This is a genomic window from Paenibacillus sp. FSL W8-0187, from assembly GCF_037969755.1.
Classification (GTDB): Bacteria; Bacillota; Bacilli; order Paenibacillales; family Paenibacillaceae; genus Paenibacillus_AQ.
On the sequence record NZ_CP150206.1, the window covers coordinates 1,357,341 to 1,373,366 of the forward strand.

Consider the following 16,026-nt stretch of genomic DNA (forward strand, 5'->3'; position numbering starts at 1 on the left):
CATTGTGCAATGTGCACAGCGAATACGCTAAGTTTTTAGTTTCGCTGTACAATGACCGGAGCGTAGCCCTGGATTACAATAAGGGTGTCAGGAGCGGTTTGTAACTTCAACTGTGATATAATTCACAAAACATCCTTTTGGCTGTGGAAAGTCATTCACCTGTTATACGTTCGACGTTTATATACCGGCTGAATTTGAATTCAGTATAGCATCTTAGGTCATTTATCCACAACTAAGGCATGGCCGATCCAAGGTGAATGAGGCCTTCAAAGGGATAGCCTGACAAAAGACAGCGTTTGTCCATTTGTAAGCTAAGGAGGCGATATAACGGGAAGCTGCGGGAATAGAACCAGTACAGAAGCGGTTTGTGTTGTAAGCGCCGCCATCTCTTGCGATGCGGGGTTCCTTCAACAAATAAGAAGCTTGAAATTCCATGGGACGGTACACAGCATCTTTGATCGAACGGTGAACCTGAGGTGCCGGACGAACGGTGAACTATATACACTTGCCACTGACAACGTGGACAACGCTCCGAATACGCTGGTCACGGACATCGCGAGTTTTTCCAAACGGGGGCTGACGATTGGAGATCAGTTCTACGCGGAGGGAGATCGGTTATGCGTAGGGAAGAATGCAGCCATTATGCTTCAGCAAGTCCATGTATGGCGGAGTAAGCTCCCACCCTATCCGGAAGACGAAGAAGTCTTAAGAAACCATGTAGCTGCAGCGCAGTCATGGATTGAAGCTCACGGCAAGGCCGGCGGGATGAAGCGAGCGGCTGAGACCGGAAATCCTTTTGATCAGGAAATGGAGAGATTGCTGAGGGAACGCTCGACGGGACTTCTTGAAGCGCTGTCCAAAGGTGAAGTGAGTCTTGCATCTCATTATGCAATTCAACTAATCGGCTTGGGTCCGGGTCTGACTCCGTCGGGCGACGATTTCTTGGTAGGATTGTTTGCCGTTATGAATCTAACGAATGGTCCGCTGTTCAAGATCCGCCACGTGTGCGAGCAAGTTGTGGCGGCATCGGCTGATAGGAGCAATCCCATTAGCTATATGGCTTTAATGAAAGCCGCAAGCGGCCAGGTAAGGGAATCCATAGGTGATTTCATGAACCATATGATCCATGGCAGTAAGACTGAAGTTATATCTAGCTTATCCAGGGTACTTGATATCGGTTCTACATCAGGAACGGATATCGCGCTCGGGCTGGTGAATGGCTTGAAGCTTAGCATAGAAAGCAATGGGAGGTAAAGCATGTCGACTAAAGTTGTGATTAAAAAGAATACGTACTTTGATTCCGTCTCACTGATGTCACTGTCAACCAAAGCGAATCAATTAGACGGCGTAGAACAGGCATTTATCGCAATGGGAACGCAGATGAACAAGGAAGTACTGGCCAATGTCGGTCTCATGACCCCGGAACTGGAGGAAGCCAAGGGAAGCGATTTGATGATCGTCATTAAAGCGGTCTCTGAGGAGTTCGTGGAAAGCGCTTACGAAGGTGTCGAAGCCTTATTTAACAGCAAGGGAAGCGAGGCAGGAAACAGTGAGCTTACGTTCCCGACAATCGACTCAGCCGCAAGAAATCTTCCTTCGGCCAAGCTGGCCGTCATTTCTGTAAACGGACTGTTCGCAGCCAGAGAAGCCAGAAAGGCACTGGAGAATGATCTCCACGTCATGCTGTTCAGCGATAATGTGAGCGTGGAAGAGGAGATTGAGCTTAAGAACATGGCGCATGAGCGTGGTTTGCTCATGATGGGACCGGACTGCGGTACGGCCATCATCGGAGGCGTGGGGCTGTGCTTTGCGAATAACGTGCGTCCAGGAAGCATTGGGATCGTAGGCGCATCCGGCACGGGAAGCCAGGAGGTCAGCGTTCGGGTTCATGATTTTGGCGGCGGGATCTCCCAGCTGATCGGCACGGGCGGACGGGATTTAAGCGAACGGGTTGGCGGCATTATGATGCTGGACGGCATGAGGGCGCTTAACCAAGACGAAGCGACCAAGGTCATCGTACTGATCTCGAAGCCGCCTGCAAAGAGCGTGGAGGAGAAGGTGCTTGCCGAGATCAAGAACATGAGTAAGCCTGTCGTGGTGTGTTTTATCGGCGGAACGGAGGAAGCAGTGGTGAACGCCGGCGGTCATTTTGCCAAAACGACGAAAGAAGCGGCGCTGAAAGCCGTTATCCTGTCGGGCGTCGACGAGAGCACCATTGATAAGCACCCGCTGAATCTGCCTCTCATCGAGGAGATCAAGGCCAAGCTAAAGCCGGAGCAAAAATACATCCGTGGATTGTTCTGCGGCGGAACACTGTGCGACGAAGCCATGTACCTGGCGATGGAGCAATACGAGGATGTATACAGCAATATTCCAAAGGATCCGAAGTATCGCCTGCAGGATATCCATGTGAGCCAGGGCCACACGTTTATCGATTTTGGGGATGACGAGTTCACCAACGGCAAGCCTCACCCGATGATCGATCCTTCTTCCCGGATTGCCAGATTCAAGCAGGAGGCTAAAGATCCGTCGGTTGGCGTTATCGTAATGGATTTCGTTCTTGGATACGGAGCGCACGAGGATCCGGTCGGGGTCATGCTCCCTGCGATCGTGGAGGCCAAGCAGGCGGCCGAACAAGAAGGAAGACATCTGGAGATTATCGGCTATGTACTGGGAACGGATCTCGATACGCCGTCTGTAGAAGAGCAGTTAAATAAACTGGTATCTGCCGGAGTTACTTATGCCAGCAGCAGTACGAACACGGGGCTTCTCGCCAGAGGCTTCGTCGAGAAAGGAGTATGACATGAGCAGAATCAACGAGCTATTTAACAGCGAGCTTCACGTAATCAATGTGGGTCTTGAAATGTTTAAAGATGATATTTTGAAGCAAAAAGGGAAGGTTTCCCACCTGGAGTGGAAACCGCCCGGCGGCGGCAAGCCTGAAGTGATCGCACTGCTGGACAAGCTGGATCAGCCGGACATTCAGGAGAAAATCGAAGCGGCGAACAAGCTGGCCGTAGAGCGGATCATCAACTCCCAGCCGGTATTGATCGGTTTCGATCAGGCGATCAATGTCGTGCCGGGCATGACCAAGAAGACGATCCTGCACGCAGGTCCGCCTATTACGTGGGAGCGAATGAGCGGTCCGATGAAGGGTGCGGTCACGGGCGCACTGGTCTTCGAAGGCTTGGCCAGCAATCTGGATGAAGCGGCGGAACTTGCGGCATCGGGTGAAATCACGTTCTCGCCATGCCATGAGCATAACTGCGTAGGCTCGATGGCGGGGGTAACTTCAGCCTCCATGTTCATGCACATCGTGGAGAACCGGACATACGGCAATATCGCATACACGAACCTGAGCGAGCAGCTGTCCAAAATACTGCGGATGGGTGCTAATGACGAAACGGTCATCGCCCGTCTGAACTGGATGAGAGACGTGCTGGGCCCGATGCTTCGGGATGCCATGAAGTTCTCCGAGAATGGCATTGACCTTCGCCTCATGCTGTCGCAGGCGCTTCATATGGGAGATGAATGCCATAACCGCAACAATGCCGGCACGACGCTGTTAATCCAAGCATTAACGCCGCTGATTCTGCGGACCGACTTCCCTACGGAGCAGCAAATCGAGGTTTTTGATTTTGTGGCAAGCAGCGATTACTTCTCCGGCCCGACCTGGATGGCGCTCTGTAAATGCGCGCTGGATGCGGCGCATGGGATTGAATACAGCACTATCGTGACCACCATGGCCCGCAACGGCGTCGAATTCGGCATTCGCGTCAGCGGCATGCCAGGCAACACCTGGTTCACCGGACCGGCGCAAAAGGTGGTTGGACCCATGTTCGCAGGGTATAAGCCGGAGGATTCGGGCCTTGATATCGGCGATAGCGCGATTACGGAAACCTACGGAATCGGCGGATTTGCGATGGCAACCGCTCCGGCGATTGTGGCGCTTGTCGGCGGAACCGTGGATGAAGCCATGAATTATTCGGTCAAGATGAAGGAGATTACGACCACGGAAAATCCGAACGTTACCATTCCTTTATTGAACTTCAGCGGCATTCCAACGGGCATAGATATTCGTAAAGTGGCCCAAACCGGCATCATGCCGGTGATCAACACGGCCATCGCGCATAAAGACCCGGGAATCGGAATGATTGGAGCGGGTATCACGCATCCTCCGGTGGATTGTTTTGAACAGGCGTTACTAGCTCTTAGCCAGCGCATTCAGTCATAGAATGGTGGCCCTTCAGGCATGCCTTAATGCCTGAAGGGTACCTGATGCTAGTTCTATAAGTGTAATGATCTAAGGAGGCATTTATATGGATCAGGTACTCATGAAAATGTTATGGAAAAAAGGAGATTGGGCTGCGTTCTTCGGCTTGCTTGCCAATAATCTAACCAATCTGCTGACCATGATTTCACTTTTGATTTTTGTTGTAGGTTTTCCGGAAGATATGGTCTACGGAAGAGTAGTCCCTGCCTTCGGATTCGCTATCTTTATCGCAAGCATGGCTTACGGTTGGTTTGGATATAAGCTGGCAAAGAAAACGGGCCGCAGCGACATTACCGCGCTGCCGTCAGGTCCGAGTGCCCCGTCGATATTTACCGTTACTTTTCTGGTGCTGATTCCGGTATTCAGACAGACCAATGATGCAACCTTTGCGCTCCAGATCGGTCTGGTATGGTGCTTCTTCGAAGCCATGATCCTGGTTGTGGGTTCCTTCTTGGGCGATTTGCTCAGAAAAGTAATTCCAAGAACCGTTCTCTTGTCCTGTTTGTCCGGCCTTGGATTGCTGCTGCTTGCCATGAACCCGATGCTGCAATCATTCGAAACACCGATCGTCGCTTTTATCGTATTGGTTATCATCTTTATCAACTGGTTTGGTAAATCTCCAATATTCAAAAAGATCCCGACCGGTTTTCTGCTGCTAATTGCCGGTACCGTCCTGGCTTGGGTATTCGGATTGCAAAATCCGGAAGCGATTACGACGGCGTTGTCTACGCTGGGCTTTAATCCGCCTGAAGTTCACATTACAAGTCTGTTCCAAGGAATACCTCATGCGCTGCCGTACCTGGCATCGGCTATTCCTTTGGGTCTCGCCAATTATATTTTTGACTTGGAAAATATCGAGAGCGCCCATGCGGCGGGAGATCCTTATAATACCCGAAACGTCATGCTGACGAACGGTGTGGCTTCCAGTATCGGCGCATTCACAGGGAATCCGTTCCCGGTTACCGTGTACATCGGTCACGCCGGTTGGAAATCCATCGGCGCCGGTCTGGGGTATACGATTGCATCCGGCTTTGCCATGCTGATTATCTCGCTCTTTGGAATCGGGGCGCTGCTCCTGTCCATCATTCCGGTTGTCGCGATTGTTCCGATCCTGGTCTATGTCGGCGTGGTCACGGCCAATCAGGTTGTCCGGGAAACGCCTAAGAATGAAGTACCCGTTATCTTCATAACCTTATTCCCTTGGATCGCCAACTGGGCTCTAACACTTGCCAATAACATCTTTAATGCCGCCGAGACGACGGCTTCCAAGGTTGGCATCGATTTGTTGTTAAGCAAAGGCGTTTATTATAACGGACTGAATCATCTGGGGAACGGCGCGCCGCTCAGCAGTTTGATCTGGGGTTCCATTGCCATCTTCGCCATCCTGAATAAGCCGCTGCGGGCTGCCGTGTTCGCGGTCATCGCAGCCGTCCTATCCCTATTCGGCATTATCCATGCGCCTACGGTGGGATTTGCCCAAGATGCGCTGATGCCGTTCGTATACGCATACCTGATGGTTGCCGCACTGTTTGTTTATAAGCATTTTTCCGATCTTCGCGATCCGGCAAATCAATTGCAGTCAGAGTAATGGAATGCGCTGGTCTGAATATGTAGATCTGAATGACAAGGATTGAAAACATAAAACGAGGAGGTCACTCGATGAATGCTGAAGCGATGAATGACGAACTCATTCTGGCGTGCGACCGAGGAGACTTGGCTGTGGTAGAGCAGTTATTGGAGCGTGGTGCCGATGTTCATCACAAGGACAGCCAGGGCCGGATGGCGCTAATGGCTGCAACACAGAAAAACCATGTCTCCCTTGCCAAAAGGCTAATCGAAGCGGGCAGTGACGTGAATGCAAGAGACATCACCATGTTAACCCCATACCTGTGTGCAGGAGCTAACGGTTTTCATGAAATCCTGCGTCTGACTATTCAAGGAGGAGCGGATATCACGAGCGTGAACCGGTTTGGGGGAACAACGCTGCTGCCGTCAAGCGAAAAAGGATATTTAAGAACCGTTCAGATTTGCCTGGAAGCAGGCGTTGCCGTGAATCATGTGAATAATCTGGGATGGTCCGCGTTGCTGGAGGCTGTCATTCTTGGAAACGGGGGCCGGCTGTACTCCGATATCATTCAGCTTCTGGTTGAAGCAGGGGCCGACGTGCAGCTGAAGGATCGTGACGGAAAGTCCTCCCTCCAGCATGCCGTAGAGATGAAGCAGCATAAGGTAATCAAGATTCTCAATAAACAAAGCGTAAGTATCCCGGACAGCATTCTACGAGCGAAAGAGCTGGGTAAGGCAGAGAAGTTCGAGGAAGCCATCTCAATCATAGACAACGTGCTGGGGGAAGAGGGGAATCCTGCCGACCTCTACTACTACAAAGGTTATTTTTTCGGAGAACTAGGACGTTATGACGAGGCACTGGCTGCTTATAATCAAGGGCTGTCGATTGATCCCGGCGATCTCGACTTCTATTTCTATACCGCCAATGCTTATCGGATGATGAAACGTCCGGAAGAAGCCATTGCCGAATATGACAAAGCGATTGAGCGGAAGCCGGAGGAAACGTTCTACCGCTATCATAAATCCAATTATTTAAGAGAATTGGGCAGGCACGAGGAAGCCGTCATCGTGATGGATCAGCTGTTAGCCGACCAGCCTTGGCGTTATGATTTTTCCTTTCACAAGGCGAACAGCCTGAGATCGCTCGGTAAGCACCAAGAGGCTGCCGATGCGATAGACAATGCAATCACGCATGATCGGACCAATGGGCTATATCATTATCATAAGGGCCAATCCTTGAATTTGCTTGGTAACTATGCGGCGGCGATCGAAGCGATGGATCAGGCCATCCAATGCGGCCCGGATCATGCGGATTATTACTGCGAGAAAGCCAGCAGCCTGTTAGCGCTTAATCAGCCGGAGGAGGCCATGGTGCTCATTGAACAAGCACAGGCTATTCATCCGGATCATGGCAGAGCCAAGAGCTTGAAAGAAACAATAACGGCTGCTGCAAAACCATAATTCCATTTGAATGTAAACACATCTTTACAGAAACATCTACGGTCTCTGGCGTGCCAATAAAGATGGGATTCTTCATGCAGGACTCGTTATTATCGGCGCGCCGTATGGCTCGTTTATAGAGGATCACTCAGCTAGAGTCATCGGCTGATCGACCAGGAGGTTAGTCATGGATAAATTTGTAGTTGTAGCCATTGGCGGTAATTCGTTAGTCAAGGATAATGGCCGCGAGTCGATTAAGGATCAATACGAGGCGGTATGTGAAATTGCTGCCAACATTGCAGACATGGTGCAAGCAGGGGTCAACGTGGTCGTTACCCACGGTAACGGGCCGCAGGTTGGATTTGAGCTGAGAAGGAGCGAGGTTGCTTCAGAGGTCATCGGCATGAATGCTGTTCCGCTCGTGAATTGCGTGGCGGACACGCAGGGCGGCATCGGTTATCAAATTCAACAGGCGTTAACGAATGAGTTTATCCACCGCAACATCACGAAAAAAGTAGCGACCATCATCACACAGGTTGAGGTCAGCGAAGCCGACCCTAATTTCCGAGATCCTTCCAAACCGGTGGGCTCCTTCTTCTCCCTGGAGCAAGCCGAGGAATTGAAGCGCGAGCATCCCGAGTGGGTGATGGTTGAGGATTCGGGCCGCGGATATCGCAGGGTTGTTCCTTCACCTGCGCCGATTGATATTGTCGAGAAGGATGCCATCCGATCGCTGATCGAGTCCGGCTGTATCGTGATTGCCGTCGGCGGAGGAGGTATTCCCGTCATCAAGACGAAGGACCATACCTACGAAGGCATCGATGCGGTGATCGATAAGGACTTCGCCACAAGTTTATTGGCAGAGCAGGTAGATGCGGAAACGCTGATTATTACAACGGGCGTGCCTCAAGTATTCGTGAATTTCGGTACGCCGGATCAGAAGGCACTAGAAGAGGTCACCGTTGAAGAGATTAAACAGTATGTGAAAGAGGGGCATTTCCCGAAAGGCAGCATGCTTCCTAAAATTGAGGCCAGTCTTAATTTTCTAAAGAAACCGGGACGCAGAGTCATCATTACGAACCCGGAAAGCTTAAGCGATGCCATCAAGAAACAGGCTGGAACGCATATTGTGAGCTAACGGCTTAAGCTGTTGGCAAAAGAACCGCCAGAACCGCTATATTTACTTTTTTGAACATGGCCCGAGAGAGGGATACTTTGAAAAAAGTGCCTCTCTCGGGTTCTTTGCGATGATACTCGCATAATCGGGCTCCTCGGGTTTTCCGTGGCGTATAGGTGCTGTTCTCCCGATCCACGGAAGTTTCTTGAGCTTGATGATTGAACAGATGGGGCCAACAAAGCGGACGCTGACCTCATAGTCTCCATCCATTGTAATGCCGGTGGTGGAGCTGGTGGATTGGAGTCATTCCGATATACTAATGTTTCCGCTGTGTCTCGTTCTCTTCAGAATGTGCTGCATACCAAAATCATGGCAGCCCTAAAGCCTTATCATGTGATTGATCGGGGACAGAAAGCGGCGAACCTGCATATGGTCTATGACCTTTATGTAAAGATGGAAAATGTAAATTTTATAATATACCAAAATTACTATTAAAAATTCATAAAAACACATATTGTTAAAATAAAATAGAACTTTCATCATTTGTTAAATATTAGTAAATAATTTAGATTTTTAGGAGGTGTTATACAAAATAGATATTATAAGGAGATGGTTTTTTTGAGTTTTTGGCGTAGTATCAAGAAAATAGCTTCAGTTTTAGTTTTGGTAATGTTGTTAAATACAGTATTTGCTGCAATTACTGTATCGGCGCTCCCAGCACATAGCGAACTTCAGCAAATCCAAGATGAACTAAATCTAACTGAAAGCGAGATTCAAGAACTTCTATTATTTATCCAAGAACACTCTAGCAGCATAGAGGAAGCAATCGAGGTAGACGAAAATTTAAAGGCGAATATTGAACAATATAACGAGTATAGCAAAGAGTTTGCTATGATACTTGCATTTGCAGATATAGCAAATAGCCAGACATCTACAGTCAGTCACTTGTCGGACTCCAGTATTCCGAGTGAAATTTCGCCAGCTATTTGGCCTATTGTTTGGGCTGTTGTATCTGCTATAATTAAAGCCGCAGTAAAGAAGAAGATGGGGAAAAAAATTGTTCAACAAATAGGTAGACAATTCGATGATAAAGTATGGCCACAGATAGAACCAGGAATTAAAAGAGAATATGAAATTCATGGTTATACTAGGAGTGTTGGTCCAGAGGATGCTGCGCAAGCCAATGGAATTAAGCAAGGTGAACACATAATCTCCTTATATGGTCAAAATGGTTCGGAATATTTGAGGCTACATGTTTATACTTCCGATTCAAGAAATCATACTCGGTGGCATTATCATACAAAAGATAATTGGCCTGACCATAAGGGTAATGTTGATTTATACCATAATTCACTTCCAAAATGGGGTTCAGAATAAAGTTGGATAAACGACGATTTTTGTTAACGTTTGGTCGTAATTTAGACCATAGTAATATTGACTACTTGGTAAAGAGCCGATTATCAAAGTATAAGGGCGGGATCCAAGAGGATTATTTTAACCCCATTCTTCAAAAGGGGGCAGAAGTGATTCTCAACTACCAGATTATTGATACGAATTTTGATCGAAAATCTTCTAAGTATTATTTGGATGATTATCATATTACGGAAGCACAGAAGAACGGTTTTTTGCTTTCATTGAAAAAGCTAAAAGGGACTCACGTCTGGTGCGACCCGCGAATTCAAGGCCATGCCTTTTGTGTAGTTGATGGAATCGAGTACAGTTTCTATGTCTACCGCTCACTTGAAAGACAAGAATACCGCTTTCCCCAATATTACAATGATGACAGTAATGCAGATCCTATTGTGCATAGTCAGTTGCATAAAATGCCTGAGGAAGAACAATATTTACAGTTTCCATCCGATTTGAGTACAGAGGTCAAAGATGAAATAACGATTAAATGGATACAGGAATTGATTAAAATGTAGTAAGTAATTTGAAAAGTAAGACCCTGCACATTATATAGTGCAGGGTCTTTTATTTTTGCGATTATGGGAATTATAATTTTCATATGAATTAAAGTCACTGTTTGTTTCCAAAGAAACTCAAGAAATAATCCGAGTAAAGAAAGAATTATATAAATGACAGAGGTGTGCTCTGCACGGACAAAGATTCATCGAACAAGCGGGCATGGAAATCTATCTATGGATATCGACGATCATTCAAGGTGCTGATATATTCTCTTAACATTTGGTCATATCTTGTACTTATATCCATATAATATACCATTATTAACCAAATTTGATATTTGCGAGGTGTGTTATATGAATTCCGTTTATATCACAAGTGTAGGAAAGTTTCTCCCCGGTTCTCCGGTTAGTAACGATGAGATGGAAGAATATCTTGGCAAGATTGGAGGGAAATCTTCCAAAACCAAAAGACTCATTCTGGAGAAGAATCAAATTCGGTCCCGATATTATGCCATGGATAAAGAGCAAAAGAGCTTATACACAAACGCAGAGATGGCTTCTTTAGCCATTCGGGATGCCCTGGAGCGAAACGGCAACGTAACCGAACAAGATATCAATTTCCTAGCGACAGGTACGACAAGAGCGGATCTGCTCCTGCCAGGGTTTGCGAGTATGGTGCATGCAGAGACTGGTTTACCCCCTATGGAAATTGCATCTCATTCCGGTTTATGCGCCAGCGGAATGCATGCACTCAAGAATGCGTATGTACATATAAAAGCTGGCGAGCACCGAGCAGCCATCGCCTGTTCCAGCGAGTTTTTGAGTCGCGAATCAAACATACGAAATTTGAAGCACAGGGGATTTATAGCAATAATCGGGTGCCTTTTGACACGGATTTCTTACGTTTTATGCTTTCGGATGGCGCAGGAGCTGCCGTACTGCAAAATGAGCCTTCCTCCAAGGGGCCATCGCTGCGTATTGAATGGATCGATAACCAGTCCTATGCGAACCAGTATGAGGTCTGTATGTATTCAGGCATGAGTAAAGAGAATGGAATTCCTTCCTGGCTGGACTATCCCTCCATTCATGAAGCAGCCGATCAAGGAGCTCTGAATATGAAGCAGGATGTAAGGCTTGTCAATGAAATAACAAAGGTAGGCACCAATCGATTATTGGAGCTCGTGGAGGAAGGGAGAATTGATCCTGAGAGATTGGACTGGATGGTGTGCCACTATTCATCGCATTTTTTCAGAGATGAAATCTTCCGATTATTGGAGCATGGCGGCGTGAGGATTCCGGAAGAGAAATGGTTTACGAATTTATATACGAAAGGGAACACGGGCGCAGCATCGATCTATATTATGCTGGAGGAGCTGCTGAATGAAGGTCATCTCACTGAGGGAGAGCAGGTATTGTGTATCGTTCCCGAAAGTGGTAGATTCCAAATCTCGATTATGCTGCTGAGCGTAGTGTAAACATAAAAGACGCCATCGTCAGATGGCGTCTTTTATGTTCCTCATACAGACAGCGATCATCATGCACAGATTCTCCTTTTTAATAATAAAAAGAGGAAAAAACATCATCAATTCGAATATACTCTAGAAACAATACGAAGAGAGGGATACTCTAATGAATATGCAGACACTAGCAGAGAAGATGAGTGCCGGTGTGTTTAACGATATTCTAAAACGTGACTTTTCACAGGACATGATTTCTGAACTAGAACAGATGAACGCAGCCCAATTGGAAAACAAATTGAAAGACACATTAGCAGTGCCGATAGGCATATCCAAGGAGAGGGTATTCGAATATCTTCAATTGTATTATTCAGCATCTTGGCAGAATCTCTTCATGGAGCTGAATATGCCCCGTGCTTTAAGTCTTCTAGAAGTTGGTGCAGGTGATATTGTTTACATTCCAAAGGCTCTAGACGCTTATTCCAAAAACATGGGCACATATGTGACTGCCAATCTCAACAGGGAGTTGACACAAAATTTTCAGGAGAAAACGAAAGGAATGGACATAAACATACAGGTTGTTGAGGACGATGCCGCAAATATAGGTTTATATTATCCAGCGTCTTCTTTTGATGTTGTCGCTTTTCATCACGCTATTAATGATATCATTCAGACCATTATCGCCAATCGTGAGGGCATTGATACAGTAAACAATGATTGGTGGACAATCGAACCTCAAATGTTACAAGCTGTTATGGATTATGACCGAAAAGGCATGTTGAAAGATGCAGCGTATCATGAGTTTATCCAAATCATTGACACAAGCCATAAGCAGTTAAAAAGAGGAGGATATATGATATTCGATAACATTACTTACTCTGGATATGATGAAATGGGTTATTCCTCTGAATTTCACAGCAACTATATCCAACTGGCTAGAAGCTGGATTAGCGAAGCAAATCTAGGTCTGGAAGAGATTGAAGTCGAATCGTATGATAAACAATGGTGGATGATATTGAGAAAAGTGTAATTATAGTTTAAATTCTTGTAACAACATAGTTTCAACAAATAATCCAAATTCAAGTATAACTGTAAGGAGTTGATATGGTAGTGAGTAAACCTGTTATGCAGGTCGCTCTGGTTGTTGGACCGGATTGCGATATGGAGAGCCAAGCCGTAAGGGCGGCTCTGGAATATTTCGGAGTGCGCGTTTTTACATATTGGGTCGGGAGGCCGAATGATCTGATCTCTGTCTTGTCGGGTGATGATGTGTATGAAGGCACCGATATGATCCTGTTGAACTTTCACGGGGATGAAGGCAGCTTGATCATGCCGGAGCTCGGCGAAGAGGTATACGAGGAGGATGAACCGAGGGGCGACTTCGGACCAGGCGAGATTCAGCGTTATGCCAAGCTGGACGGAAAGACAGTAATTGCGAACGGCTGCTCGCTGGGAGATCCAGCACTGGCCGAAGCCTTCCTGGAGCGGGGCTGCAGGATGTATATCGGGCCGGATGATTACCCGGACGGCAACGATGCGCTGATGTTCGTTCTTCGGCTGTTCTATGAAATCGTTCAGCAGGGCCGGGACGTAAAGGAAGCCTTTGCCCGAGCTGTAGCGATGAGTGATGAGCTATCCATGTACCGGCTGTATGAACGATAGCAATCATAAATAAAAATTTTGCACCCCTGCTCATTCCCAGCAGGGGTGTGTGTGCCAATATAAGAACGATTGAGTACCTCTAGTATCTAGATTACCCGTGCTATCCATTCTTCTCCTCGAAATACTCCTGATACTGACTCGGCGTGACGTGGGCGTACTTTTTGAAGATACTTATAAAATACTTGTAGTCACTAAATCCGATATCCTGTGCGATGGTATAGACCTTGTTATCGCCTGACTTTAGTAAATCGATCGATTTCTGAATGCGATAGCGATTGAGAAACTCGTTGAAGGTATAGCTGGTCTCTGCCTTGAATTTCTGGTTCAGGTAATAGGCGCTTAAGCCGATCTCTTCCACGAGGTCATGAATACTGATCTTCTTGGCATAGTTCTCCTGTACATAGGCGATCATTTTGGCCACGTATTTCGAGGTTTTGGTTTCCTTCTCCAGAAATTTGCTGTTTAGAATCTCTTCCTTTTCCTGCGGATGATTGGAGATCACTTCATATTTGCGGACTAAATCCACTTTGGCTTTGGCCGATTCGAGTGCCGCGACCAGCTGCTCATCCTCTAAGGGCTTCACCAGGAACTCGGTCACGCCTAACTGGAGTGCCTGCTTCGCAAGGTGGAATTCATTATATCCGGAAATAATAATGCTGCTGAAGGTATGCTGCTGCAATCCTTCCCGAATCATCGAAATGCCATCCATGATCGGCATGGTGATGTCGGTTATGACGATATCCGGCTTTAGCTCGCAGATCTTCTCATAGCCATCCTGTCCATTCAGCCCTTCTTCAATGACGATGCAATCGTATTGAAGCCAATCGATGCTGAACCGTATCCCCCTACGAATCATATCCTCATCTTCGACCAGCAGAACTTTAAACATGATATCCACTCCATTCGTAAGAAATCGTAAGTGCCACGCAGGTGCCTTTTCCTTGTGCGCTGTCAATGTGAATGCCGGATCCTTCGCCATATAGAAGCACTAAACGTCGGTGAACGTTGTACAGACCGATATGCTGCGTCGTGTTTGTCTGGCTTTGCAGGAGCTGATTCACTTCCTGAAGCGTCTCTTCACTCATGCCTTGCCCGTTGTCGCGGACTTCCAGAATCAGCTTGTCTGTGGAAGTGTAGATATGGATCTCGATAAGCACATGGCTCTGATCCTGATACCCATATTTGATAGCGTTTTCGATAATCGGTTGCAGCAGAAGCTTGGGGACATATACATCCAGTGTTTCCTCCGCTACGGTAATCCGATATTCCAGCCGATCATTGAACCGAATTTGCTGCAGCTTCAGGTAATCCCGTACATAATTCATGTCATTCTTCAGCTGGACATTGCGATCAGGTCCGATGCTGTATCGAAGCAGCCTGGATAGGATCAGCACGATGTCCTGCGCTTGATTCGCATCAATCTTAATGGCATAGCGCAGTGTCTCCAGTACATTGAATATAAAATGCGGGTGGAACTGTGATTGCAGCTGCTTCACCTCAATAATCGTGCTGAGCTCGGACAGCTCTTTATTTTTCTGGATCAACTCTTTCAACCGATCCAGCATCACATTGTACTCATCGCCCAGAATTTGAAACTCGTCATTCGTCTGAATGTCGACATAGCCATTGAAGTTTCCTTCGCGCAGCTGTGCCAAGGCATGAATTAATTTATCGATCGATTCGGAATTGCGGGTCGACATTTTGTTCGCCAGGAACTGGATCAACACCCACAGCAGCAGGCTGGCAGCAAGAACAAAGAAAGAGACCGTATAGTAGGTGTATTGCTCCGACTTATAGGAGTTCAGCGTAATGACTTGAATCGGCGTATCAGGGATCCGCTTGGCATACATGTAGTACTTGCCTTCATTTAGCAGAACATGTCCCTTGTTATCGAGCTTGGGGCTGAATTTGTTGAGAACGCCTTTGGTCACGTTGCTGGTCGTGGCAATAATGGTGTTATGTTCATCGGTGATCATGGCGATCTCATTATTTTGTTCGAAAATCATCTTCTGAATGTCGGATTCGTACAGCTGGTAGATGATATAACCTATCGTCCGCTTGTCCTTAACGATGGCTTTGCCAAACGTATAACTTGTATCGCGATCATGCGAATAACGAAAGCTGTTCATTTCGGTTAGCGTGTTGCCGGGCCGCTGATCGATCCGATGAATGAGATTGCCGAAGGCAAAATTGGAATACAGCGCATCCGCTGGGGCGGAGCTTGCCAGGAAGACCCCATCCGTATTGACGACATGAAAAATGCTCTTGACCTTCTGCTGATTGTTGAAATCATAAAAGGCAGAATACACTTGTTCGCTGCCCAGATGCGAGCTTACATAATTGATCACGGTAGGAGAGACGGCCATCCGATTAATCTCCTCGTAGTACTGATGATACACACCGGATATGGATTGACTGATAGACTGGGCGGCTTCGGTCGTTTTTTGGGTTAGGTTCATTCTGCCATTAATAATCGTGAATGCCAAAAACAATACGATTAAGATGGAGAACGGGATCATCGTATAGATGCGAAATAAATGACGGGTCGATTCCTTGAAGTTGCGATAATGTGTAGGTTTCATGCTGCCCTCCATCTGCGATAAG

General features: G+C 47.1%; 14 protein-coding genes and 1 pseudogene. 13 read left to right on the forward strand and 2 right to left on the reverse strand.

Annotation, left to right across the window (positions count from 1 at the left end; genetic code table 11):
* Positions 1-423: 423 nt before the first annotated feature.
* From MKY48_RS05890 to MKY48_RS05950, 13 genes and pseudogenes are all read left to right on the forward strand, one after another.
* Positions 424-1,254, forward strand: a complete 831-nt coding sequence (locus MKY48_RS05890; protein ID WP_339270804.1) for a DUF2877 domain-containing protein — start codon at positions 424-426, stop codon at positions 1,252-1,254.
* A gap of 3 nt (positions 1,255-1,257) precedes the next feature.
* Positions 1,258-2,802, forward strand: a complete 1,545-nt coding sequence (gene fdrA / locus MKY48_RS05895) for an acyl-CoA synthetase FdrA (protein WP_339270806.1) — start codon at positions 1,258-1,260, stop codon at positions 2,800-2,802.
* A 1-nt stretch (position 2,803) separates the two neighbouring features.
* Entirely contained in the window at positions 2,804-4,234 is a 1,431-nt protein-coding gene (locus tag MKY48_RS05900; protein ID WP_339270808.1) for a DUF1116 domain-containing protein, read from the forward strand.
* An 85-nt stretch (positions 4,235-4,319) separates the two neighbouring features.
* On the forward strand, positions 4,320-5,861 hold the full coding sequence (locus tag MKY48_RS05905) for a xanthine permease (protein ID WP_339270810.1): 1,542 nt from the start codon (positions 4,320-4,322) through the stop codon (positions 5,859-5,861).
* 71 nt (positions 5,862-5,932) lie between these two features.
* Positions 5,933-7,300: a tetratricopeptide repeat protein gene (locus tag MKY48_RS05910; RefSeq protein WP_339292491.1), complete on the forward strand. Its 1,368-nt coding sequence runs from the start codon at positions 5,933-5,935 to the stop codon at positions 7,298-7,300.
* Positions 7,301-7,466: 166 nt separating this feature from the next.
* The gene (gene arcC / locus MKY48_RS05915; protein WP_339270814.1) at positions 7,467-8,417 is read left to right on the forward strand and encodes a carbamate kinase; all 951 of its coding nucleotides are present in this window, start codon (positions 7,467-7,469) and stop codon (positions 8,415-8,417) included.
* 243 nt (positions 8,418-8,660) lie between these two features.
* Complete coding sequence (locus MKY48_RS05920; RefSeq protein ID WP_339273399.1) at positions 8,661-8,891, forward strand: hypothetical protein; 231 nt, start codon at positions 8,661-8,663, stop codon at positions 8,889-8,891.
* Positions 8,892-9,005: 114 nt separating this feature from the next.
* Positions 9,006-9,773, forward strand: a complete 768-nt coding sequence (locus MKY48_RS05925) for a YpjP family protein (protein WP_339270816.1) — start codon at positions 9,006-9,008, stop codon at positions 9,771-9,773.
* Between the two features lie 2 nt (positions 9,774-9,775).
* Positions 9,776-10,321, forward strand: coding sequence for a hypothetical protein (locus tag MKY48_RS05930; RefSeq protein WP_339270818.1), 546 nt, complete (start codon positions 9,776-9,778; stop codon positions 10,319-10,321).
* A gap of 534 nt (positions 10,322-10,855) precedes the next feature.
* Positions 10,856-11,089 (forward strand): annotated as a pseudogene (locus MKY48_RS05935) (3-oxoacyl-ACP synthase); the annotation flags it as partial.
* A gap of 122 nt (positions 11,090-11,211) precedes the next feature.
* A complete protein-coding gene (locus MKY48_RS05940) occupies positions 11,212-11,778 on the forward strand; it encodes a 3-oxoacyl-[acyl-carrier-protein] synthase III C-terminal domain-containing protein (RefSeq protein WP_339270820.1) in 567 nt (188 codons plus the stop codon).
* A 154-nt stretch (positions 11,779-11,932) separates the two neighbouring features.
* A complete protein-coding gene (locus MKY48_RS05945; protein ID WP_339292492.1) occupies positions 11,933-12,790 on the forward strand; it encodes a hypothetical protein in 858 nt (285 codons plus the stop codon).
* 80 nt (positions 12,791-12,870) lie between these two features.
* Complete coding sequence (locus MKY48_RS05950) at positions 12,871-13,422, forward strand: delta-aminolevulinic acid dehydratase (RefSeq protein ID WP_339292493.1); 552 nt, start codon at positions 12,871-12,873, stop codon at positions 13,420-13,422.
* Between the two features lie 100 nt (positions 13,423-13,522).
* Here the strand turns inward: MKY48_RS05950 and MKY48_RS05955 are convergent, their stop codons facing one another.
* Both MKY48_RS05955 and MKY48_RS05960 read right to left on the reverse strand, forming a co-directional pair.
* The gene (locus MKY48_RS05955; protein ID WP_076322734.1) at positions 13,523-14,311 is read right to left on the reverse strand and encodes a response regulator; all 789 of its coding nucleotides are present in this window, start codon (positions 14,309-14,311) and stop codon (positions 13,523-13,525) included.
* On the reverse strand, positions 14,304-16,004 hold the full coding sequence (locus MKY48_RS05960; RefSeq protein ID WP_339293472.1) for a sensor histidine kinase: 1,701 nt from the start codon (positions 16,002-16,004) through the stop codon (positions 14,304-14,306). The genes MKY48_RS05955 and MKY48_RS05960 overlap by 8 nt, the downstream gene beginning before the upstream one ends.
* Positions 16,005-16,026 lie beyond the last annotated feature (22 nt).

Bases quoted from the DNA above. Each gene is read 5' to 3' on its own strand.
- fdrA (WP_339270806.1), top strand. From the start codon at position 1,258: ATGTCGACTAAAGTTGTGATTAAAAAGAATACGTACTTTGATTCCGTC.
- MKY48_RS05900 (WP_339270808.1), top strand. From the start codon at position 2,804: ATGAGCAGAATCAACGAGCTATTTAACAGCGAGCTTCACGTAATCAAT.
- MKY48_RS05905 (WP_339270810.1), top strand. From the start codon at position 4,320: ATGGATCAGGTACTCATGAAAATGTTATGGAAAAAAGGAGATTGGGCT.
- MKY48_RS05910 (WP_339292491.1), top strand. From the start codon at position 5,933: ATGAATGCTGAAGCGATGAATGACGAACTCATTCTGGCGTGCGACCGA.
- arcC (WP_339270814.1), top strand. From the start codon at position 7,467: ATGGATAAATTTGTAGTTGTAGCCATTGGCGGTAATTCGTTAGTCAAG.
- MKY48_RS05925 (WP_339270816.1), top strand. From the start codon at position 9,006: ATGGTTTTTTTGAGTTTTTGGCGTAGTATCAAGAAAATAGCTTCAGTT.
- MKY48_RS05940 (WP_339270820.1), top strand. From the start codon at position 11,212: ATGCTTTCGGATGGCGCAGGAGCTGCCGTACTGCAAAATGAGCCTTCC.
- MKY48_RS05945 (WP_339292492.1), top strand. From the start codon at position 11,933: ATGAATATGCAGACACTAGCAGAGAAGATGAGTGCCGGTGTGTTTAAC.
- MKY48_RS05955 (WP_076322734.1), bottom strand. From the start codon at position 14,311: ATGTTTAAAGTTCTGCTGGTCGAAGATGAGGATATGATTCGTAGGGGG.
- MKY48_RS05960 (WP_339293472.1), bottom strand. From the start codon at position 16,004: ATGAAACCTACACATTATCGCAACTTCAAGGAATCGACCCGTCATTTA.